A 22743-nucleotide genomic window follows, 5' to 3' on the forward strand; every position below is an offset into this window, starting at 1 on the left:
AGGTTAGTGACATGGCGAAACAGTGGAACTTCATTTTTGACAACAAGTTGATCACGGTCTTCGACAAGGACCGGGAACGGGCCAAAGAACAAGCCCGTGCCATTTATGAGGAATTACAAGAGAATATAAGTTGAGGAAACACCGGCCGGGCGAATGGCTGGTGTTTTTGCTGCGACTCCCATACTTGAATAGACCATGACCTTCCTCATGTAATCCCCAGGCAGACCTCGATAATTACTGACACTAAGGGGACCTTTCATCCTCATTCCAATTAAAATCTTTCATATCGTGTACAAAATTCCCTATATTTTGCGCATTGTGTTGACTCAAATCCCTCGGATTGTTAACATTCTAATAGAAGTGTATAGTCGGAATATTTTATTTCATTTTTATGTAATAATTACATACTAGCTACACACTTCAACCTCCCTGACTGCAAGGGAATGACAACAGGAGAGAGGGTGGATTGATGGGACATGCTACTGAGACGGGTGAGGAGCTAGTAGAGAAAGTCGACAGTGAAATGCGATTCCGGAAATATGTCGGAAAGACCGCTGTAATCGTGTCCGCAATTGCGGTCATCTGGTCGATTTTCCAACTGTACGCAGCCGGCACGGGTGTTTTGGATGCAATTACGCTTCGTGGGTGGCATCTGCTCTTTGTCCTGGTAATGGTATTTCTGTTATATCCGGCGCGAAAGAAGGAGAAGGCCGGGCGCGTGGCCCCGACCGTACTTGACATTCTATTCATTGTGCTAAGTATCACGGCGCTCGGTTATTTGCTAATGAATTATAAAACGATTGTGCTTCGGGGCGGCTATTTAGTGACGACCGATTATATTTTTGGAGCACTTGGCATTTTGCTCGTGTTTGAGGCATCTCGCCGGGTCGTTGGCAATTTGGCCATTTTAGCACTGATCTTTTTGCTGTATACGTTTCTGGGCTCCTGGATCCCTGGATTATTCGGGCATAGTGGGTTCAGCTTTAAACGCGTTATCGATTATATGTTCTTCGGCAGCGAGGGTATTTTCGGGATTGCGCTGGGCGTTTCGGCGACATTCGTGTTCCTGTTCATCTTATTTGGCGCTTTCCTGAAGATCAGCGGGTTTAGCCAATTCATCAATGATTTATCATTGACGATTGCAGGCGGTTCTCCGGGCGGCCCGGCGAAAGTAGCTGTCCTTGCGAGTAGCTTGATGGGAATGATCAACGGAAGTGCGCTTGCAAACGTTGCGACAACGGGAACGATTACGATTCCGCTTATGAAAAAGAACGGATACAAAGCTCGTTTTGCGGCTGCGGTGGAAGCCGTCGCCTCGACAGGTGGCCAGTTCGCACCACCTATTATGGGGGCTGTCGGATTTGTTATGGCGGAATATTTGGGCGTTCCGTATACAACTGTGCTAATTGCTGCAATTATTCCAGCTTTCCTTTATTATTTAACGCTCATTATGGTTGTCCATTTCGAAGCAAGGCGACTTGGGTTGAAAGGGTTGTCGCGTGACAACATCCCGAAAGCGGTCGATGTCTTCAAGAAACAAGGCCATCTTTCAATCCCACTGATCGTTTTGCTCGTTCTCTTATTCACCGGCTATACACCGGTATATGCGGCAGTATTTTCAATCCTCGCTTGTGTAGTTGCAAGTTGGTTCCGGAAAGAGACATTTATGGGACCGAAGAAAATTTTGCAAGCTCTGGAAGAAGGAGCGAAAGGGGCACTTGGTGTCGCAGTTGCTTGTGCGACGATCGGTATTATCATTGGAACCGTTTCTTTGACGGGACTGGGGTTGACATTTGGTTATACGATCATGACGTACACGAATGAAAGCTTGCTTATTGCGAGCCTTTTGGTCATGTTGATGAGCATCGTTCTCGGGATGGGCGTGCCGGGTGTGGCTGCATATGTCATCGTGGCAACTGTCGGGGCACCGGTGCTTGAAAATCTAGGTGTTCCGCCGTTGTCTGCCCATATGTTTGTATTGATTTATGCGTGCTTGTCCAATATTACACCCCCTGTCGCCTTGGCATCGTATGTGGCAGCAGGAATTGCCGATACGAATCAGCATCAGGTCTCCATGACGGCTATGAAGTTAGGAATTACCGGATTTATCCTGCCGTTCTTCTTCCTATACGAACCGGCTTTGTTGCTCGGGGAAGAACCATTTATCAATAGTCTGATTCCAACTATAACCGCTGCCGTCGGGACCATCACGTTAGCGGCTGGCTTGCAAGGTTGGTTCATCAAGCGTGCCAGTTGGATTCAACGGGGGATGTTGCTGGTAATCGGAATCCTGATGATGGTGCCTGGGCTTATCACGGACATTGTCGGTATTAGTTTACTTGTGATCTTATTCATCTGGCAGCGACTGGAGAAGTCGGCTGTCAATGTAGCGGCTGAGGTGGAATAACAAAAGAGGAGTGTTGAAAAGCATATGAAAAAAATATGGAAAAGTTTGCTTTTAATTGGTGCTTTAATAGTACTGGCAGCGCTTGTTGGTGCTTGTGGAAATGATGCGGGGGAGACTGGATCAGAATCCAACGGTGGTTCGTCAAGCAAGAAGCCAGTAATTTTGAACTTCCCGACCGCGTCCACGACCGGAACGATCTATCCGTTAGGTGCAGCGATGGCTAATCTGTGGGATCAGAAGGTGGAAGGGATTAAAGTCAATGCACAAGCTTCTAATGGCGGCGTTGATAACTTGAATTTATTGAAAGATGGGGAAGCCCATATCTCGTTCGCGACAGCGGGGATTATATGGGAAGCGTACAATGGTGAACGTAGTTTCAAGGATCGCCAGTATGAGGACGTTCGGATTATTGCGGGCCTTTACTACAACCCGAACCAATTTGTCGTTCGAGAAGATTCGGGAATTGAATCGGTTGGCGATTTGAAAGGGAAACGTTTTGCCCCAGGTTCCGTCGGAAGTACGCCGGAAGTGGAGTCGAGCATCATTCTTCCTGCATACGGATTGGACTATCCTGGCGATATTAAAGAGAACTTCGTCGGCTTCACAGAAGCAATCGACTTAATGCGGAACAAACAGATTGACGGGGCTTTGATTCAAGCCGGATTGCCGACTGCGGCAGTGACGGAGATGACTTCGACTGCAGACGGAAAATTGATTGGCATTGAACCGGAAATCCGCAAATCATTAATGGAAGAGTATCCGTGGTACTCCGAAGTGACGATACCAGCAGGAACTTATGATAATCAAGACGAAGATGTTGATACATTAGCAATCAAGATGATGTTGATGGCGGATGCTTCTGTTGACGAGGATACTATATATGAACTTGTCAAAGCATTCTGGGAAAACATTGAATCTTTGGAATCGGCCCATGCGATTGTGAAGCAAATGGATATCGAGAATGCGGTGACGGAATTGGCGGACATCCCGCTTCATCCGGGTGCGGAGCGATATTATAAGGAAGCGGGCCTCCTTGACTAAGATGCTTTTGAAAGAGAAAGGTGAGCAAGGGGAAATGACGAAAAAGGAAAGACGGATCGGTTATCTTGGTCCTGTCGGCACGTTTACGGGACTGGCCGTCCATGCTTTGTTTCCAGATGAGGAAATGACCAATCTTCACGCGTTTCCTACGATTGAAAACTGTCTATTGGCGGCACATCAACGCAAAACCGATGTGACGGTTGTACCGATTGAAAATTCCATCGGAGGATCAGTCAGCATGACACTTGATTGGCTGATTCATGAGGTGGAGGTGCCAATCCAAGCGGAAGTCCGGCTGCCTGTCCACCATGAACTATTGGCGCATCCGGCGCAAGTGGAGCAGACGGAGTTCGAAATTGTCTATGCCCATCCGCAGGCATTGAAGCAATGTGATCAATATTTGCGGAGACATTACCCGGATATCGAGCAGCGGCCGATGAATAGCTCGGCGGAAGCGGCTTGGCTTGTCGCCAACAACCCTGACAAGCCTTGGCTCTCCATCTCGAATTTCATCGCCAAGGAAATCTATCAGTTAGAAGCGATTCAAAATAATATCGAAAACAATGGGATGAACATGACCCGTTTCATCGCGCTAGGCTATGAGGAACTGGACTTACGGGCGGATTTTCAAAAATCGTCGATGATTGTATCATTTCCTGAAAATGAACTCATGACACTCCACCAGGTTTTGGGTCTTGTCGACAAATATGCCATCAGGCCGACAAAAATTGAATCCGCTCCAATGAAAACAGAGCTGGGGCATTATGTGTTTTTCATCGATCTTGATACGACCGGGAAATCGGACGCCTACCAACAACTTTGCCAAGACATTCGCAACCTAGGCTGCAGCCTCCGTCACCTTGGGACTTATCCGACATTGGTTGCGGATATTGCGTATGGTGGAGATCGTTGATTTGTCAGGATATACTTGAGGTGAACAAATTTATAGAGAACAAGGGACTGCCGTTTTGGTTGCAGTCCCTTTTTTCAATTGTAAAGGGGACAGTCAACTGCGCAATGATGAGCGAGGATAGGAATGTTTAGGGGTTCGGTGGAAATGTTGTGAGGTGGGGCGGGAGCGTTTCGAGGTTTGAGGGAGATGTTGTGAGGTTGGATAGGGATGTTTCGAGCTTAGAAGAAAACGTTGTGAAGTGGGGGAACGTTTCGAGGTTTGGTGGAAATGTTGTGAGGTGGGGCGGGAGCGTTTCGAGGTTTGAGGTAGATGTTGTGAGGTAGGATAGGAATGTTTCGAGCTTAGAAGAAAACGTTGTGAAGTGGGGAAACGTTTCGAGGTTTGGTGGAAATGTTGTGGGGTGGGGCGTGAGCATTTCGAGGTTTGAAGAAAGTGTTACGAGGCAGGGAAGAATTGTTTCGAGACTTGTTGGGTGTCCGAAAATCACGTGAAACATAGTGAAGTTGAGTCGAAACATTTTGAAGTCCTCACCACATTCAAGACGTGATAAGAGAGACTACATGCCTCGTGCAGTCTCTTTGCCTGATCAAGTATTAGATTCGGAACCTGATTTAGGACGACTTCTTCTCCCTGAAATACTCCGAAATTTGGGTGACGCGCACTTGGCCTGTGTGGAATTCGTGGTAGATGCCGCGGCTGTCGATGAATGAAATATACTGGTCCCGCTCAGCGGTAACCAGTTCTCTTGCCTGCTCGAAGGAATCCAGATGGACAAATCGACGGATATAATGCTCTTGATCAAAGAAATAGGTGACTTTGAATTCTTTCATGATGTTCCTCTCCTTTGGTTCATGTTGTCCCGACAGGATAGGGGCATGCGTTGGGGGGACAGCCTGTATTGTGGATCATCATATCCTGCCGCTATTTCCCGGGAAATGTCGTATTGGGAAAATGATTAAAACGTCAAAAAGCTATAGGAATCAACAATATTTCCTATAGCTTTCCATTACCTATATTCAGTTTTGATTATTCTGTTCAGCCGCTTTCCGTTTAGCTGCTTTATCCGCTTTTTTATATTCGTCCGCATATAAAACTTCTTGTGTTGATGACGAACCATTGTTTTTCTCGGTCAATTGCACATGCGGCTCTTTCTTTTCACTCATACTATCACTCCTCTCCGCCTTGTTTTTTAGTTTTCCTCAAACCGGGCGGATTAAACGCTTGCGTTCCCTTTGGTATTCGAACTTCCTTTTTCAAGGATTTGAACAGGGAGAATACCATCATTAGGATGATGAACGAAAACGGCAACGCAGCAATGATGATGGTGTTTTGCAAGGCAGAAAGTCCGCCGACCGATAACAGGATCAAAGCGATCGTAGACTGGATCAATCCCCAAACGAATTTCACGGGGTTCGTCGGTGTCAGCGATCCGTAAGTGGATTGCATTCCCAATACAAATGTTGCCGAGTCTGCGGACGTGATGAAAAACGAGGCGATCAGCAATATGGTGAAACCGGATGTAATTGACGACCAAGGAAGGGAGCTGAACATCTGAAACACAACAAGCGAGGTGTCGCTAGCCGCCAAATCAATCACGCCGGCGCGTTGTATTTCAATGGCTGTTGTACCAAAAGATGAAAACCAGATGAAACTTAGTAAAGCGGGGGCCACTAACACGCCGACCATGAATTCCCGGATTGTACGCCCTTTTGAAATCCGTGCAATGAACATGCTGACGAAAGGTGCCCAGGAAATCCACCAGGCCCAGTAGAAAATGGTCCAGCTTTCAAGCCACTCCCGATGGGCGTCGTTTAATGGAGATGTTCTAAAACTCATATTGATCAATTGGGCAAGATAACCGCCAATTGAATCGGTGAACATATCGAAAATGAGTAAGGTAGGTCCTAAAATTAAAACAAACCCCAAGAGAGCGAGGGCTAACACCAGGTTTGTATTGGACAGGTACCGGATGCCACGACTTAATCCCGACCATGCCGAAAAAATGAACAACACCGTCACAATGGAGACGATGATGAATTGAGGACGAATCCCTATTTCGATTCCGAATAAGTAATGGAGCCCCGAATTGATTTGTACGGCACCGAAGCCAAGGGAAGTGGCTACACCGAATGCTGTGGCAAATACGGCGAGGACATCAATGACCGTACCCCAAGGTCCATTCATTTTATCTCCGAAGATCGGTTTAAGCGTCGCGGAAATTAAACCGGGTTCCTCTTTGCGGAACTGGAAATAGGCTAATGCAAGAGCGACAATTCCATACAAAGCCCAAACATGGATGCCGTAATGGAAGAACGTTTGGCGGAGTGCTTCTTTGTAGGCTGCATTCGTATTCGGCTCTTCGGTCGCCGGGTCAATCGCGTAATGGGATAGGGGCTCAGCCGCTCCATAAAAAACCAACCCGATGCCCATCCCGGCGGAAAACAGCATCGCGATCCAAGTGACTGTGTTGAATTGTGGGCGATCTGTGTCCTTTCCGAGCCGAATCCTGCCGAATGGACTGAAAATCAGGAAGATGCTGATTGCGAGCAAAAAAGTAATAAGTAGCATATAATACCATCCAAATACGGAGGACACTATACCTTTAACTGTTTCGGTGATGGATTCAAATTGGTCCGGCAAGATGACACCGAATCCAACCGCCAACACAATCAGACCGATTGTTATATAGAAGACATTCGATATTTTTTTCATAGCTCCCCCCTCCTTGTCTTATGTAAAACATTCCCCTTGTCCAAAAGGCAGGAGGCTGTTCGGAATCTGTATAGAGTATACCCGAATAAACTGGAAACATGCCTTTGATGCCGGTATGCTTTAAACTTTTACAGAGGAATCAAAAAACGCCACTGGCCAAGGGGAATCCTTCGCTTGTCGGCGTTTTTTACAGGAGCTACTTATTCTTCACTTGTTTGATCCGATAATATCCTTCTTCATCTAACAATACTTCATAAATCTTTTCTTTTTCATAAAACCGTTCATCTCCAGCGGCGTTGATGAAATTGAAGGTTTCATAGGTGGACAGGAGAGCGGTGTCGTGCTGGATGGTAAGATCGGTAACGACGTTTTCGTAAAATTCAAAGTGCATGCCCTGGTTAGCGATTTCATTGAAATAGTCACGGTATTCCTTGTAGGCGGAGCTGCCGGGGAGTAAGAAGTCTTCAATGTAATGAAATTCCTCATATAACAAAGCCGTTTCATATGTGGATCGGAATTCTAGAATGAAATCCTCCAGATGGTCCGGGTCGAAATAGCCGGTGCTCTCTGGAACATAATCTTCTTCATTTTCATAGAAGTCCTGGTAATCGTCGTAATAGCCATCCTCATCATAGGAGTCGGCGACGGCGTAATTTTCGTACACGCCGAAAAGCGATGCGACTTGCCGTTCCGTCATCGGATTCTTTACCCAGGAATCGATGAGCGGCGTAACGGTATACAACGGAATGGAAAAGCCGAATCGTCTATTATCGGTTCGAATCAAAGAATTGATGCCGATCACTTTGCCCGTCTTGGCATCGAGCAGCGGCCCGCCGCTGCTGCCGTTATCGATTTGGGCATCAATCTGATACGCTTTTTCATAAATGAACCCCAGTTCGATATCCCGGTTCACCCCAGTCAAATAGCCGATGGAGGCGGTGTTTTCCAAGCCGGTCGGACTGCCGAGCGCAATAACTTCGGTCCCGATCGGCGTTTCGACAGATTCCGCATGGAGCGGCTGTAAGTTCCGGAATGCCTCTGACCGAATCAGCGCCACATCATACTTATCCGAAATGCCGATGACTTTCCCCGCTGCATCCTTGCCATCCGAATTTCGCACGACGACATCCGTATAACCCGCTACGACATGGGCATTCGTCACGATCAGGCCGCCTTTCGCATAGAGAAAGCCTGAACCAAGACCGTCCTCCGTGAAAATTGTGAATACACGAGGCAGTGTCTCACGGATGACTTGGGTCTTCTCCTTTTCTTTCGGAGCCGATTCGCTTTTTGGCGTGGCATCTTTATTGTCGGCTATAGGCTCTTTGATCGGCGATTCTGGTTCTTTCGCCGGTTCGATGTGGGCAACGGATTTCACATCACCTTCCCCAAGCACTTGGATAAATCCATATCCGACCCCGCCGAGCACAAGCAGACAGGCGATGGAGATGGTAATCATCCAGCCTTTTCGTCCTGTCTGCGCCATTGATTGGCCGCAGCCGCCACAGTAGCGGGCCCCTTTCGCATTCGGGTGTCCACAATGCGTGCAAAACATCCGCACTCCCCCTTTCTCTACAGTTCATATCGTCCGTTTTGGCTAGTTATTGAGCTAGCGGTTTGTATAGTGGAAAAGCTTTTTCACGTTTATTTCCAGTGTATCCATAATCATTAAGTACTAGACTGCGGGTGACTGTTGTGAGGGTGGATGGAAATGTTTCGAGGTGGAGGGTGACTGTTGTGAGGTTAGATGAAAATGTTTTGAGGTGGAGGGAGAACGTTATAAGGTTAATTGAAAATGTTGCGAGGTCTATTAAAAATGTTATGAAGCCCCAGTGGATTTCCTCAAGAGTTCGTTTCAAACACTTCCAAGCGGGTAATGAAAGAAAAGATGATTTGGAGAGGAGAATCTAGCATGGCAGACAACAAGAAGCGCGATCAAGAAGATTATTTTGAAGACCGTGCTGGTACGAAGGATGCCCGATTCCATGTCGTTCCGCACGACGAGGAAGGATGGGCAGTCAAACGCGAAGGCGAAACCGCTCCAGTCTGTACGAGCGGTTCGCGAGACGAAGCCATAGAAGAAGCCAAACGCCTCGCGAAAGATGCTGGCACTATCGCCTACCTGCATGGAGACGATGGCCGGATTAAAGAACAATTGGAATATGGGAATGATTGATGAAGGGAACCCTTTGGATCAGAGAGATCCGGGGTTTTTTTATTGAGCAAAATCATGGAAGATCACTTTTAAACTTTCGAAAGAGGCACCCAAGTGCGTAGCATGCGTAACCATCCGTCAAGACTCAATTCCTGCGAATCGCAATAGTTTGCTGTTAGCGCGTCCCTAAGTTTTCACGAATCTCTCATAAATTCCGAGAACGATCGTAAGTCTTTCCAGGAACTTATAACTCAGCAAATAGATCAATCATTCTTTTCATACACCGGCTTGCCGTCAATAAAAGTTGCTGCTACGGAAGTGCGAAGGTCAAAGGGATCTCCATTCCATATGACAAAATCCGCATCTTTGCCTTGTTCAAGTGAGCCGATGCGGTAGGCAAGATTTAAATGATGGGCTGCGTTTAAGGTGATGGCTTGGAGGGCCTGTTGTTCAGTTAACCCATTTTTATTCGCTAAAATTGCACTAGTCATCAAATGTTCAATGCTGATTACGGGGTGGTCTGTTGTCAAGGATATTGATACGCCCGCTTTTTCTAATGCGGTAAGTGTATTCCATCCTTGTTCCGCGAGTTCTAACTTTGGTCGTGTGGACATTGTAGGTCCTACCGAGACCTGTATGTTCCGTTTGGCTAGTAAATCTGCAATATGATGTCCTTCCGTGCAATGTTCGATTGTAATCTCTATATCAAATTCTTTCTGTATTCGGAGTACGGTAGATATGTCATCGGCCCGGTGTGCGTGGACACGAAGAGGGATTTCTTTACGAAGGACCTTGGCAATATTCTCCAATCCCAAATCAGGTCTACACTTTCCCTTTTGCCGTTGTTCCATATAATATTGGGCTTCCACTAATTTTTCCCGTATTCTTGCGGCAATGCCCATCCTCGTTTGCACTCGATTGTTATGATACTTTTTTGGGTTTTCGCCCACTGCTGCTTTTAATCCGGAAGGGTTTCGTACGATGCAATCATCGACAATCGACCCTGCTGTTTTAATGACGACCATTTCGCCTCCTATCACATTTGCACTTCCGGGCATGATTTGGACTGTTGTCACTCCCGAACGGCGGGCGTCTTCAATGCCTTGGTCCTTCATATTTATGGCATCTATCACATTCACTTGGGGAGTCACTTCAGAGCTGGCTTCATTAAAATCATGTCCAGCCTGTCCGACGCCTTCTTGATTGATACCAAGATGGGTATGTACGTCAATCAGTCCGGGTGTAATGATTTTTCCTTTTGCATCTAGTATTTTCGCAGTTGAAGTGGGGGAAATCTCTTTTCCAATCCGGCTGATTTTCCCATCAACAACTTCCATATGTCCTTCTAGTTTTTTTCCCGTTCCTATATAAAACAAGGCATTTTGAATGAACAACATTTTGACGGAATTCCTCCTAATGACAGCTTTATTTCTCATTATATAAAAGAACAAGGACTTCCGATTTGGGAGAAGTTCCAAAATGTGAACGCTTACTTTCGGGGGAACTTCCATACAAATGAGTAGACCGTTTTCCTACAATGAAATTAGTTGGACTACTACAAGAAGGGGTGTTATGTGATGAAAAAGCTTGCTAGTATTCTCGGTTTAGTTTTTTTAGTAGTGCTTGCCGGATGTTCCGGCAGCAAGGAGACCTCTCCGCCGCAAGATGAAAATGTGAAAAACGGTGTGGAAGGTGAACCAAAATCAATGGGTGAACCGATAGCCGGTGGGGAGTTGACGATTGTCGATTTAAATGACGCGCAGGGGTTGGATCCGCATAGTGAGACAAATGCCCAATCGATGCACTACATTGAAAACATGTACAATACTCTCTTTAAATACAAAGAAGGTACGTACGGAGAGATTGAAGGGGATTTAGTAGAAGACTATGAGATCTCCGAAGATGGAAAATTATATACACTTAAGCTGCATAAGGGTGTGAAATTCCACAATGGAGAGGACCTGACTTCAGATGATGTTAAATATTCCATAGAACGTATCGTGGAACAGCTCGTACGGGCACCTCAATTTGAAGCGGTCGAATCGATTGAAATGCCGGATGAATATACGGTTGTTATCCACCTGGAAAAACCAGTAGCTCCATTCTTAACATTTTTGGCGTATCCAATGAATGCCATTGTTAATAAGACTGTGGTAGAGGAAAACGGTGGTAGTTTGGATAATGCGGATGCGGGAAGCGGTCCGTTTAAATTAGTGCATTGGAAAAAAGATCAAGAGATGGTGTTGGAAAGATTTGAGGATTATTTCAAGGAAGGCTTTCCATATTTAGATAAAGTCGTATGGAAATCGGTGCCAGATGAAACATCCAGAACGACAGCGATCCGAAATAAAGAGATCGACATTATCCTTCAATTGTCACCTAAAGACATTCAACTTTTATCTAAAGCGGATGGGCTAACTGTAGAACCTGTAACGGGAACATACTGGGAATACATCGGTCTGAATGTAGCAGAAGGTCCTCTGAAAGAGAAGGAAGTACGACAAGCTATTGCTACGGCGATTGACAGGGAAGCTATGAACGCAACTGTAAAATTTGGTCAGGCTACCATTTTGACAGGGGGACCGATTCCTCCGGGCCACTGGGCATATGGTGAATTGGACGCATATCCGAAACAGGATATTGAAAAAGCGAAGTCTTTATTAAAAGAAGCCGGTTATGAAAATGGTTTTGATATTACATTGAAAGTGGGTCAGAACAAGGCCCAGGTTGACGCGGCTCAAGTGGTGAAACAACAATTGCAGCCATTGGGCATCAATGTCGAGATTCTTCAACAAGAAGATAGCATTTTCTTTGACGCTTTAGGTAAGAAAGATTTTGAAATGTCCATTGTCGGATGGGTCGGTTTCGTAGATCCAGATGAATTCTTATACAACATATTCCACACGGATGAAGTTTGGAATCAGCAGGGCTATTCCAATCCGGAAGTGGATCAATTGCTGGAAGAGGGAAGAGCGACAGCTGATCAAGCGGAGCGTTTCGAAATTTACAAGGAAGCTCAATCCATCATTGTAGATGAGGCACCCATGGTCTTCTTATATGCAAACCAGCATGCTTCTGCTATTCGGGACGGGGTGAATGGATTCGATGTGAATCCGGCGGTTACCACGAAATCATTGGAAAGCACGTGGATTGACCGATAAACAACTAGAAAGGGGATGATTTGGTTTCATCCCCTTTTTCGCTTATGGGAGGTGTCATCTTGCTTTCATATATTTTACGCCGCTTGCTTATTGCCATTCCTGTACTATTCGGTATATCCATCATTGCCTTTTTCATGGTACGGCTTGTTCCGGGTGACACGGTGACGGCGATGCTGGGAACAAATTACAATGAGGCACAAGCGGAAGTTTTAAGACAGAAATACGGTTTGGATCAATCCATTTTTATTCAATATGGCATTTGGATCATGAGTCTGTTTAAAGGGGACCTCGGGATTTCTTCCTTCACAAATGAGCCGGTTATGGATCTTATCATCGGTAGGCTGCCGGTGACATTGGAATTGACCATCATCAGTATTCTCTTTGCTTTGCTTATTGCCATTCCTTTGGGGACATTCGCGGCACTCAAAAGAAATACACCGGTTGATTACGGCGCTAGTTTTTTTGGAATGTTTGGCATTTCTGTACCTAATTTTTGGCTGGGGACGTTGATGATACTTTTGTTTTCTCTCCATCTAAGCTGGTTGCCGTCCAGTGGATTTGTACCAATTTCGGATGGAATGTGGACGAATCTGAAAACCATGTTGATGCCAGGAATCGCGTTAGGTACTTCGGTAGGGGCGGTGACAATGAGAATGACCCGGTCCTCTATGTTGGAAGTGTTGGGTGAGGAATATATGAAAATGGCAAAAGCCAAAGGAGTCAACCGTTCTCGGCTAATTTGGAAACATGGATTGCGTAACGCATTGGTTCCCGTCATAACCGTTTTAGGAATCCAAGCGGGCTATCTTCTGGGAGGTTCAATCATCATAGAGCAGATATTTTCTTTGCCAGGAATCGGGCAATTGGCTTTGCAAGCCATTTCTAACCGGGATTATAGCCTGCTGCAAGGCACGATATTATTTATCGCAAGCGCATTTGTGCTAATCAATTTAGCGGTGGATATCCTCTATGCCATGATCAATCCTAGAATTCGGTACAGTTAGGTATAAGTGAGGGATGTTGTATGAGAGAAACATGGAAAAGGTTTAAGCAAAATAGATTTGCCTTTGTAGGATTCTTGTTCATTGCTCTAATTCTGGTCGTCGCGGTGTTCGCAAAATGGATTGTCCCCTATGATCCTTACGCCATGAATTCTATAAGTTCACTCGCTTCGCCGAATGCGCAACATTGGTTTGGGACAGATCAATTCGGACGCGATATTTTTAGCCGGATATTATATGGAGCTCAGATTTCATTAAAAGTGGGCATCATTGCGGTGGGATTTTCTTTGTTTTTCGGCACAATGATTGGAATTGTAGCAGGCTATTTTGGAGGGAAGATCGATCAAATTCTTTCCCGGATTACCGACGTATTATTTGCTTTTCCAGATATACTTCTGGCACTTGTTATCATGGCAATATTGGGACCGAGTTTAACCAACCTGATGATTGCCATTGGGATTGTCTACACTCCCATTTTTGCTCGAATTGCGCGAGGTGCCGTGTTGAATATCCGAGATTCTTTATACATCGAGGCTGCCCGGTCAATGGGAGTTAGCTCATTTCAAATTATGATTCGTCATATTCTTCCCAACTCGCTTGCTCCTTTAATCGTTCAAGTGACCCTCTCCTTCGCATTTGCCATATTGGCAGAGGCGGCTCTGAGTTTTTTAGGGTTGGGCGTTTCTCCAGATATCCCCTCTTGGGGAATTATGTTGAGTGAGGCGAAAGATTGGATGGAAATCTCATGGTGGACGGCTATCTTCCCGGGAATCGCAATTACGTTGGCAGTTCTCAGTTTTAATATTATGGGAGACGGCTTGCGTGATGCGCTTGATCCAAGGTTGCGAAATGAACGATAAGAAGGAGGTGTTCCGGGAGCGATGAAGGATCCATTACTGGAAGTGAGATCGTTGACCACTACATTTCGGACAGATAGAGGAATGGTAAAGGCTGTAGATGATATTTCTTTTACGATCCAGCGAGGGCAAATACTTGGCATTGTCGGGGAGTCCGGCTCTGGGAAAAGTATTACCTCCCAATCGATCTTGCGTTTAGTCGGAAATCGAAAAAGTGAAAGTGTCACAGGGCAAGTTCTATTTGAAGGGCAAGACTTGTTACAGTTAAAAGAAAGGCAAATGCAGCAAATCCGTGGGAAGGAGATAAGTTTGATCGCCCAGGATCCGATGACTTCCCTGAATCCCGTTTATACTGTGGGTAATCAAATTGCGGAAGTGCCTTTTATTCATGAAAAGATGTCTAAAAAAAGTGCTTGGAAAAAGGCGGTAGAGATGATCGCGCGCGTCGGAATCCCTTCCCCAGAAATTAGGGCCGCTCAATACCCTCACCAATTCAGTGGTGGAATGAGGCAACGGGGTGTCATCGCCATGGCCTTGGCAGGAAATCCGAAACTATTGATTGCGGATGAACCAACGACGGCTCTGGATGTCACGATTCAAGCACAAGTGTTAGAACTGATTCGGGATTTGCGGGATGAAACCGGAGCAGGGGTTATTTTGATCACCCATGATTTAGGTGTGGTGGCGGAAGTTTGCGATGAAGTTGCGGTGATGTATGCGGGAAAAATTGTAGAGAAAGCATCGGTTGCAGAGTTATTTGCAAATCCAAAACACCCCTATACAAAAGGACTACTCGCATCGTTGCCGAAACTCGGTGATCGAGCACGGTTGAAGCCGATACACGGACAACCTCCCAATCTACATAATTTGCCGAGCGGTTGTTCATTTGCCGATCGTTGTCCATATGTTATGGAGACATGCCGAATGGTACGCCCAGCATTACGGGAAGATGAACAGGAACATCAAGTCGCATGTTACCTATATGAAAAGGAGGTAGAACATGCAAACATCTAATCAAGAGCTAGTTCGTGTGGAAAACCTATCGAAACACTTTTCATTGGGAAGTACTTTTTTGAGTAAGAAAAAGCAAATCATTCGAGCGGTCGATAATCTTTCTTTTTCCATTCAGAAGGGGGAGACGTTTGGGGTTGTAGGAGAGTCAGGATGTGGAAAGTCCACGACGGGCCGGCTCCTTTTGCGGCTCATGGAAGCGACGGCCGGTTCTATTTACTTTGAAGGAGAGGACCTGACGAGTTTTACAAAGGAGCAACTCCGTACAAAACGAAAAGACTTTCAAATGATATTTCAAGATCCTTATGCTTCCTTAAATCCTAGGATGACGGTGGAAGAATTGATTAGCGAACCCTTGGTGACCTATAGAGTTCCAAACAGAAAAAAACGGGTGTTAGAACTCATTGATGCGGTAGGCATTTCAAAAGATTATTTAACCCGCTATCCTCATGAATTTTCTGGAGGTCAACGGCAACGGATTGGGATTGCACGTTCGTTAGCCTTAAATCCTAAATTTATTATTGCGGATGAACCCGTCGCGGCCTTGGATGTCTCTATCCAGGCCCAAATTATTAACTTGATGAAAGATTTACAGGATGAGTACAAGCTAACCTATTTATTCATCGCGCATGATTTAAGCGTGGTCGAATATATTAGCGATCGTATCGCTGTCATGTATTTGGGAAGCATTGTTGAGTTGGCAGCTAGCGAAACGTTGTATGAGAAGCCGTTGCATCCATACACGCAAGCGTTAATATCGGCTATCCCGGTTCCAGATCCCACTGTAAAGAGGAAGAATATTAGATTGAGCGGGGACATTCCAAGCCCCATGAATCCACCCGTGGGCTGTAAGTTTCATACACGCTGTCCATTAGCAAAAGACATTTGTAAACAAGCGGTCCCCCGATTAAAAGAGGTTGAACCGGATCATTTTGTGGCATGTCACGTAGTAGAGGAGAATGTAGAATGACATATTCAATTATTGCTAGATGTCCGAATACCGGAAACTTCGGAGCTGCCATCGCATCTTATTTTCCAGCAGTCGGGGCCCATTCCCCCGCAATTCAAGCGAATGTCGGGATTATTGCAACACAAGGTTGGGTCAACCCATCCCTTGGTATAAAAGGAATGCGCCATTTACGTGAAGGGCAAACTGCCAATGAAACATTGAATACTTTACTGCATGGCGATGCAGGCAGAGAGTTGAGGCAATTGGCCATATTAGATCGTTTTGGAAACAGCGCAGTCTATACTGGAATCGAAAACGATGAAGTAAAGGGACATATTATTGGAAAGCAATACGCCATTTTAGGTAACCTATTAGAAAGTAGGGAAGTACTAGAAGGAATGGAACACGCTTTCGAGTCTACCGCAGGGAGATTGGAAGAGAAATTATTGGCGGCCTTGCTTGAAGGGGATAGATTAGGTGGCGATCGGCGAGGGAAACAATCAGCCATACTGAAAGTCGAGGCGGTTGAAGGATATCCCTATGTTGACTTTCGAGTGGATGATGCGGAAGAACCAGTTTTGGAACTGGAGAAGATTTATAGAAAAAACAAGCATGTGCTGATTGATCGCTATGATGAATGGATTGAAACAATTGAAGCGGGCATTCGCCTGACTTAATTTTGTAAGAGCGGAGGATTGGAATGACACATACGATGGATACGAATTTATACGAAATTCTTACCTCAGCTACCACGAAAATTATGAAGGCGGTGGGGCAGGCTGAATTTGTTGAGAGTATTCTGCAACAAATGATCGATGCTATTCCTCAATTGGATTCGGGATTTCTATTAATTTACAGTGAAAAGACACAGAAGCTCATCGTCAAGCATGCCGTCGGATATGTCGAAGAAAATTATCGGAAGACGCAGCTGATTCCGGGTGAAGGAATTTCCGGTCAGGTGTTTGCTACAGGGCATCCGCTTTTTTTAACGTCCCGGGAGTCCGTTATGAGTACCATGCGTACAATGAGTCCTGCCAATTTATCACATTACATCAAGTCTACGATTCAAGCGGAGTATCCTCATCAAACCATTGCCATTCCATTACTGGATGAACGTGGTGCTATAGGGGTTCTGACTATGAGTGGGCATGATGAGAAGAGCCGGTATCCATCTAGTTTCATGAATATCCTACATTCATTCACTCCTTTCATCACCTTGGCATATCGGCACCATATGTTGTCAAACAGAGAGGCACATTTGGAAAATGAGCTAGTGCTCGCAACTACCGCCTTACGTAAAGAGCATGATCAACAACAGAAAACGGCGGATTTGTATAATGAATTAACGATGTTAAGCAATCAAAATAAAGGGATTCAAAAAATGGTACAGGCGCTTCAGCAATACATAGAAGCGCCCATTGCCCTCTATGATGATCTTTTTAATCTGATAGCGGAAGTTGAAATGGTGCCAACTGAGCTTCCATCCGGCATGATATCCACTAGGGAAGTACAATATGTAATCACTATGAAAAAGTGGCAAGTCTATGATAAGAAAGACGGAACCTCAATCATCATTATTCCGATAGTAGGATCCAACTTGGTTATAGGTTTTTTATTAACGTACATAGAAAAAGAGAAATTTCACCATGTAAATCGTATGTTGTTGGAATACGGCTCATCTTTGTTGTCATTGGAAATGATGAAGCAGCAATCCATTCGAGAAGCCCAACAAATGATTTACGGTGAAATATTTGAAAAGATATTACTAGGGATACATGATGGGCAGTTAGAAGAACAAGCGAACAACTTGGGTCTACATCCGAAAGATTATTATGTTGCTTTAATTTGCAGCGAAATGGAAAGTGCTCCTTATCGAGATTCTCGATTTGAGAGAGAGAAGTGGATGAAGTGGATTGAAGAAATGCTTATCTTTTATCATATAAAAGGTATTGTGACACAACGGGGAAACCAAGTCATCGCCTTTCTCTCCTTCCCTAAAGATGAAGGGAAAGTGAAAGCTCGCCAACAGGTGACACAATTGACTAAGCACATGAATGAGGTTACATGGCCTGTATATATCGGTTTAGGAAACGTGTATGAGGGCTTTCATGAGATTCGCAAATCTTATAGGGATGCTGAAAAAAGCATAACTTTGTTAATGAAACGAAAAAAGGGTCAGGTCCATCAGTTTTCGAATGGGGGCATAGATCGAATTTTGCTTGACTTGGAAAGAAACGAATTGGAAGCGTTTTTGTCTGACCACTTAGGTCCGTTGGTTGACAATCAAAACGTCGATTTAATAGAGACATTGCTTGCTTATGTGCAGCATAATAAAAACTTGAAAAACGTTACGGAGTCATTGGTAATACACCAAAACACCCTATATTATCGACTGAAGCGCATCGAAGAGATTCTAGAAATCTCTTTAGCAGATCCCGCCCAATGGTTCGATATTCAATTGGCTTGTAAAATCTATGACTATCTACGTCTTTGAGCATTCACCCACATGTGAGTGCTCAATTTTTTTGTTTCAAAGGAATCTATAGAATCCAATACTTTGGGGATATTCATCATAGCTAGAGCATGGATGCCGGGTCCGGAGGCTCGCATGATACGAGTTAGTCAACGGTTATCTAATTGAACTGCTAAGGGTTTGATATGTTGAATATCTGTTCTCTTTACAGAAATTTAGGCTCTTTCAGGGGATGGTGAATTTAGGTTAACTTCTCAAATAGTCAAAGTAGTTCTGTGAAAAAAATTGCGATATCCTTAAAAAATTCTTTCACTAATAGAGTTGTATTTTCTAACGAAGTGGTTTAAACTAACCTTAATACAAACTAAACTAATAGGAATTATGAATTTACTTCTGATGAAAGGGGAAGACGGATGATTACGGTAGCCGGGGTGGATAAAACGTTTCACACGAAGGGGAAGTCGGCTCATATTTTGGATGATGTCTCTTTTCATGTGAATAAAGGGGAAATTGTCACGCTGCTCGGGAAGAGCGGATGTGGAAAAAGTACGCTTCTCAATATGGTGGGCGGATTTTTGAAGCCTGATACGGGCTCGGTCCTGTTGGATGGAGCAGAAGTAGTCCGTCCGACGAAACGTTGTGTGATGTTATTTCAACAACGAAATCTCCTACCATGGCGATCTGTTTTGAAGAATGTGGAGCTTGGGTTGGAAGGGGAAGCGATTCCGGCCGCTGAGAAGAAAGAGCGAGTCTTGGAAGCACTGAAATTAGTCGGACTGGATCAGCATCAACACCAATTCCCGCATGAATTGTCCGGAGGAATGCAGCAGCGGGTCGCGATTGCCCGGGCATTTGCCATTCAGCCGGATGTCATTTTGATGGATGAACCGTTTGCGGCACTGGATACATTCAACCGCTATAATTTGCAAGATGAGTTGATTCGCATCCAAACGCAGAAGAAGACTACGATTTTACTAGTGACGCATGATATCGATGAAGCGGTCTATTTATCCGACCGGGTGCTGATCATGAGTTCGCACCCCGGCAAAATTTATAACGAATTGACGATCAATCAAGGAAAACCGCGAGATCGTACGCATGGCGATTTCCATTATTACCGTAAAAAAATATTAGAGGAGTTCGAATTGAGCGGGGCACCAACAGTCCCTGAATATTCGATTTAAGTGGAGGAAACGAAATGAGAAAACTATCCTTATTGCTGCTAGTCTTGCTATTGGCATTCACAACGGCATGCGGCCAGACGAAAGAAGAATCGGCCAGCGAAGGCGGGAAGAAGACCTTGAAGATCGGGTATTTGCCAATCACCCACGCGGGCCCGCTTTATATGGAAGCGCATGTTCATGACGAACAGTTCGAGGGCCAGGATGTTGAAATGGTCAAATTCGGTTCTTGGCCGGATTTGATGGATGCGCTGAATACGGGGCGGATTGATGGGGCTTCTGTCCTTGTAGAGCTCGCTATGATGGCTAAAGAACAAGGAATCGATCTAAAAGCGGTTGCACTCGGCCATAAAGACGGAAACGTCCTTGTCACTTCCAATGATATTCAGGAAACCGCGGATTTGGAAGGAGCCACCTATGCCATCCCGCATAAATTTTCATCCCATAATATTTTGTTGAATGAAATGCTGAAAAAAGACGGAATGACCTATGAAGACGTCAACGTCGTTGAAATGGCACCTGCCGAAATGCCGGCTGCCCTCTCGGAAAATCGGATTGCGGGCTATGTCGTAGCCGAGCCGTTCGGAGCGCAGGCTGTCGTGCTGGACAAAGGGAAAGTCCATTACCATTCTGAGGAGATTTGGCCAGAGTCGTACTGCTGTGTACTTGTCTTACGCAATGACACAATCCAAAAGGATGGAGAGACAGTCCAAGCGTTTGTAGATCAATACGTTAAAGGCGGAGAGCTGGCGAATCAAAAAGACGATGCGGTCTATGAATCATTCGGAGAGTTCATGAAAGTGGATAAAGAAGTCCTTGAATTATCTCTCGAATGGATCTCCTATGATGACCTGCGGATTGAAGAAAGCGAATATGACAAATTGTCCGGATTCATGGTGGAAATGGGCTTGACGGAAAATCCGCCGGCATATGAAGAGTTCGTGGACAATACATTTATCGATAAAGTGAAGTGAACGCAATGGGTTGGTTGAGGAAGACGTCAAATTTCATCATCGGCATGGTCTTGCTTGTCATCGTGTGGCAGGGGATCATCTGGATTGGGGGATATGAGGAGGCGCTGTTTCCGTCTCCTCTCACTGTCGCACACGCAATATCGACATTATTCGTGGACGGCACATTGTTCGAACATTTGCGGGTCAGTCTAGGACGGTTTGCGGCGGGGTATTTGCTCGCCATCGTCCCCGCCATCCTGCTTGGTATGCTCCTCGGGAGGATGCCGCGGGCTTGGCAGATTGTTGATCCAGTCGTTCAAGTGTTGCGCCCGGTGTCCCCGGTCGCTTGGTCGCCCTTCATCGTTCTGTGGTTTGGAATCGGGAATATGCCAGCTATTGCGATCATTTTCATCGCCGCCTTTTTCCCAGTTCTGTTGACGACGGTGTCGGGCGTCCGGAAAATCGATCAGGATTATTTGAAAATCGCCGAAAATATGGAGATTCGCAAATGGCCGCTCATGTATAAAATCATTTTCCCGGCCGCATTTCCTTCCATTATGAATGGCTTGCACTTGGCGCTCGGGACGGCTTGGGTGTTCCTCGTTGCCGGAGAAATGGTCGGAGCTCAATCAGGACTTGGGTTTTTGATTATCGATGCCCGGAATACATTGAAGCTCGACCATGTATTGGCGGGAATTGTCATCATCGGGTTAAGCGGTTTTGTACTGGATCGGTTCATCACGTTTTTGGAGCATTGGGTCGGCCGCCATTTCGGCACGCCGCCGGCAACGTAAAAAGACCGCCGATTGCTGGCGGTCTCCCTATCAAGATTCTTGCAGCAACGGGTCTTCGATGCTGATGGCGCGCAGGTCGTCCACGCGCTCCCCGGTCCGTTTGGAGTAATAGCCGATTTCGACTTCGTCTCCCGTCCCGGAATGGATGAGTTTCTTATAACAAGTTTCCAAATGGTCGCGTCCCCATAGAAGCAGAGCGTTAAAGACATGTTCAAGCGCTTCTCCGCTAGTCGTCAGCGTATAGTGATAACGTGGCGGATGGGTCGAATAAAGTTCGGATTGCACAAGGCCTTCCGCTTCCAGCATTTTGAGCCGCTCGGACAGCATGTTGGCGGACAGTCCGTTCAAGGCCTGTTTGATTTCATTGAATGTCGTTCGACCGACTAGGATTTCATGGACAATCAACAGCGTCCAGCGATCCCCGATGATATTGAGCGATTGAGCAATGTTGCAAGGTAGATTGTATCGTGGCTTCATTCTAATTTCGTCCTTTCGGTATTTGTGGGTTGCTTTTATTAACCTACTATATTAATATGATTAGTATAACATACAATAACAATAGGAAAAGAGAGGTTTTTACAAATGGGCTTATTTTTAATCGAATCGTCTTTAAAAGGGATTGTGGACTCGAAAGCGGCTTTGGATCAAAAAGCGGCACAATTGCAAGAAAATCTTGGTGCTCAACAATCAGCGCTGATTGAAATTCAAGTGTCTAAAGATTTCTCCCGTTCGTTCTTCATTGTTGAGTCGGCTGACCAAGAAACGGCTACAAGCGTCGTGAAGGAAGCAGGGATTCCGGTTGAACTGGTCAAAGATGTCCGTCTAGTCGGAGATGACTTGGAAAACGTGAAGCAAAACAAAGATCTCGTCAATTATTTGGTCGAATGGAACTTGCCGGAAGACTTGACAATGGATCAATACTTGGCGCGGAAAAAGAAAAATTCCGTCCACTACGAAGAAGTGCCGGAAGTATCATTTGCTAGAACGTACGTCTGTGAGGATATGTCGAAATGTCTATGCTTCTATGATGCGCCGGACGAAGCGGCTGTCAAACGTGCACGGGAAGCAGTCCAAACGCCGATCGACTCCATAACGGAAATCTTGACAGAAAACGAGTAACGAGTTAGGAAATAAA

23 protein-coding genes are annotated in these 22743 nt (G+C 45.5%); 16 read left to right on the forward strand and 7 right to left on the reverse strand.

Annotated features, from left to right (window positions below; all coding sequences use genetic code 11):
* Positions 1-11: 11 nt before the first annotated feature.
* The 4 genes from OXB_RS19310 (at position 12) to pheA (ending at position 4361) form a co-directional block, all read left to right on the forward strand.
* Positions 12-134, forward strand: a complete 123-nt coding sequence (locus tag OXB_RS19310) for a hypothetical protein (protein ID WP_269447833.1) — start codon at positions 12-14, stop codon at positions 132-134.
* 335 nt (positions 135-469) lie between these two features.
* Positions 470-2407, forward strand: a complete 1938-nt coding sequence (locus OXB_RS07935; RefSeq protein ID WP_041073267.1) for a TRAP transporter permease — start codon at positions 470-472, stop codon at positions 2405-2407.
* Positions 2408-2431: 24 nt separating this feature from the next.
* Positions 2432-3448 (forward strand): TAXI family TRAP transporter solute-binding subunit, encoded by a 1017-nt coding sequence (locus OXB_RS07940; RefSeq protein WP_041073269.1) that lies wholly within the window; start codon positions 2432-2434, stop codon positions 3446-3448.
* A 1-nt stretch (position 3449) separates the two neighbouring features.
* The gene (pheA, locus tag OXB_RS07945; RefSeq protein WP_231860402.1) at positions 3450-4361 is read left to right on the forward strand and encodes a prephenate dehydratase; all 912 of its coding nucleotides are present in this window, start codon (positions 3450-3452) and stop codon (positions 4359-4361) included.
* A gap of 127 nt (positions 4362-4488) precedes the next feature.
* Here pheA and OXB_RS18645 read toward each other — a convergent pair whose 3' ends face one another.
* The 5 genes from OXB_RS18645 to OXB_RS07960 form a co-directional block, all read right to left on the reverse strand.
* Positions 4489-4878 (reverse strand): hypothetical protein, encoded by a 390-nt coding sequence (locus OXB_RS18645; RefSeq protein ID WP_144399664.1) that lies wholly within the window; start codon positions 4876-4878, stop codon positions 4489-4491.
* Between the two features lie 94 nt (positions 4879-4972).
* The gene (locus tag OXB_RS07950) at positions 4973-5191 is read right to left on the reverse strand and encodes a hypothetical protein (RefSeq protein ID WP_041073273.1); all 219 of its coding nucleotides are present in this window, start codon (positions 5189-5191) and stop codon (positions 4973-4975) included.
* Positions 5192-5377: 186 nt separating this feature from the next.
* On the reverse strand, positions 5378-5524 hold the full coding sequence (locus OXB_RS18205) for a YfhE family protein (RefSeq protein WP_070098197.1): 147 nt from the start codon (positions 5522-5524) through the stop codon (positions 5378-5380).
* A gap of 4 nt (positions 5525-5528) precedes the next feature.
* The gene (locus OXB_RS07955) at positions 5529-7073 is read right to left on the reverse strand and encodes a BCCT family transporter (protein ID WP_052483917.1); all 1545 of its coding nucleotides are present in this window, start codon (positions 7071-7073) and stop codon (positions 5529-5531) included.
* Positions 7074-7269: 196 nt separating this feature from the next.
* The gene (locus OXB_RS07960; RefSeq protein ID WP_041073276.1) at positions 7270-8628 is read right to left on the reverse strand and encodes a trypsin-like peptidase domain-containing protein; all 1359 of its coding nucleotides are present in this window, start codon (positions 8626-8628) and stop codon (positions 7270-7272) included.
* A 357-nt stretch (positions 8629-8985) separates the two neighbouring features.
* Here OXB_RS07960 and OXB_RS07965 point away from each other — a divergent pair, with 357 nt between their 5' ends.
* A complete protein-coding gene (locus tag OXB_RS07965; RefSeq protein WP_041073278.1) occupies positions 8986-9249 on the forward strand; it encodes a DUF2188 domain-containing protein in 264 nt (87 codons plus the stop codon).
* Between the two features lie 242 nt (positions 9250-9491).
* Here the strand turns inward: OXB_RS07965 and OXB_RS07970 are convergent, their stop codons facing one another.
* Positions 9492-10625 (reverse strand): amidohydrolase, encoded by a 1134-nt coding sequence (locus OXB_RS07970; protein ID WP_041073280.1) that lies wholly within the window; start codon positions 10623-10625, stop codon positions 9492-9494.
* Positions 10626-10805: 180 nt separating this feature from the next.
* Between OXB_RS07970 and OXB_RS07975 the strand changes: the two genes are divergently transcribed.
* The 10 genes from OXB_RS07975 (at position 10806) to OXB_RS08020 (ending at position 21608) form a co-directional block, all read left to right on the forward strand.
* Positions 10806-12389, forward strand: a complete 1584-nt coding sequence (locus OXB_RS07975) for an ABC transporter substrate-binding protein (protein WP_041073281.1) — start codon at positions 10806-10808, stop codon at positions 12387-12389.
* A gap of 59 nt (positions 12390-12448) precedes the next feature.
* Entirely contained in the window at positions 12449-13393 is a 945-nt protein-coding gene (locus OXB_RS07980; protein WP_041073282.1) for an ABC transporter permease, read from the forward strand.
* Between the two features lie 20 nt (positions 13394-13413).
* A complete protein-coding gene (locus OXB_RS07985; protein WP_052483918.1) occupies positions 13414-14250 on the forward strand; it encodes an ABC transporter permease in 837 nt (278 codons plus the stop codon).
* Positions 14251-14271: 21 nt separating this feature from the next.
* Entirely contained in the window at positions 14272-15261 is a 990-nt protein-coding gene (locus tag OXB_RS07990) for an ABC transporter ATP-binding protein (RefSeq protein ID WP_041073286.1), read from the forward strand.
* Complete coding sequence (locus OXB_RS07995; protein WP_041073288.1) at positions 15248-16228, forward strand: ABC transporter ATP-binding protein; 981 nt, start codon at positions 15248-15250, stop codon at positions 16226-16228. The genes OXB_RS07990 and OXB_RS07995 overlap by 14 nt, the downstream gene beginning before the upstream one ends.
* Entirely contained in the window at positions 16225-16884 is a 660-nt protein-coding gene (locus tag OXB_RS08000) for a DUF1028 domain-containing protein (RefSeq protein ID WP_041073290.1), read from the forward strand. The genes OXB_RS07995 and OXB_RS08000 overlap by 4 nt, the downstream gene beginning before the upstream one ends.
* A gap of 23 nt (positions 16885-16907) precedes the next feature.
* Positions 16908-18701 carry a helix-turn-helix domain-containing protein gene (locus OXB_RS08005; protein ID WP_041073292.1) on the forward strand — a complete coding sequence of 598 codons (1794 nt, stop codon included), beginning with the start codon at positions 16908-16910 and terminating at the stop codon, positions 18699-18701.
* 392 nt (positions 18702-19093) lie between these two features.
* The gene (locus tag OXB_RS08010; RefSeq protein ID WP_041073294.1) at positions 19094-19864 is read left to right on the forward strand and encodes an ABC transporter ATP-binding protein; all 771 of its coding nucleotides are present in this window, start codon (positions 19094-19096) and stop codon (positions 19862-19864) included.
* Between the two features lie 14 nt (positions 19865-19878).
* Positions 19879-20835, forward strand: coding sequence for an ABC transporter substrate-binding protein (locus OXB_RS08015; RefSeq protein WP_041073296.1), 957 nt, complete (start codon positions 19879-19881; stop codon positions 20833-20835).
* Between the two features lie 5 nt (positions 20836-20840).
* On the forward strand, positions 20841-21608 hold the full coding sequence (locus OXB_RS08020; RefSeq protein ID WP_041073298.1) for an ABC transporter permease: 768 nt from the start codon (positions 20841-20843) through the stop codon (positions 21606-21608).
* A gap of 30 nt (positions 21609-21638) precedes the next feature.
* On the opposite strand, the gene OXB_RS08025 is transcribed toward OXB_RS08020, so the two are convergent.
* Positions 21639-22085, reverse strand: a complete 447-nt coding sequence (locus OXB_RS08025; protein WP_041073300.1) for a winged helix-turn-helix transcriptional regulator — start codon at positions 22083-22085, stop codon at positions 21639-21641.
* A 105-nt stretch (positions 22086-22190) separates the two neighbouring features.
* Here OXB_RS08025 and OXB_RS08030 point away from each other — a divergent pair, with 105 nt between their 5' ends.
* Complete coding sequence (locus tag OXB_RS08030; RefSeq protein WP_041073302.1) at positions 22191-22727, forward strand: DUF4242 domain-containing protein; 537 nt, start codon at positions 22191-22193, stop codon at positions 22725-22727.
* Positions 22728-22743 lie beyond the last annotated feature (16 nt).

This window comes from Bacillus sp. OxB-1 (assembly GCF_000829195.1).
Classification (GTDB): Bacteria; Bacillota; Bacilli; order Bacillales_A; family Planococcaceae; genus Sporosarcina.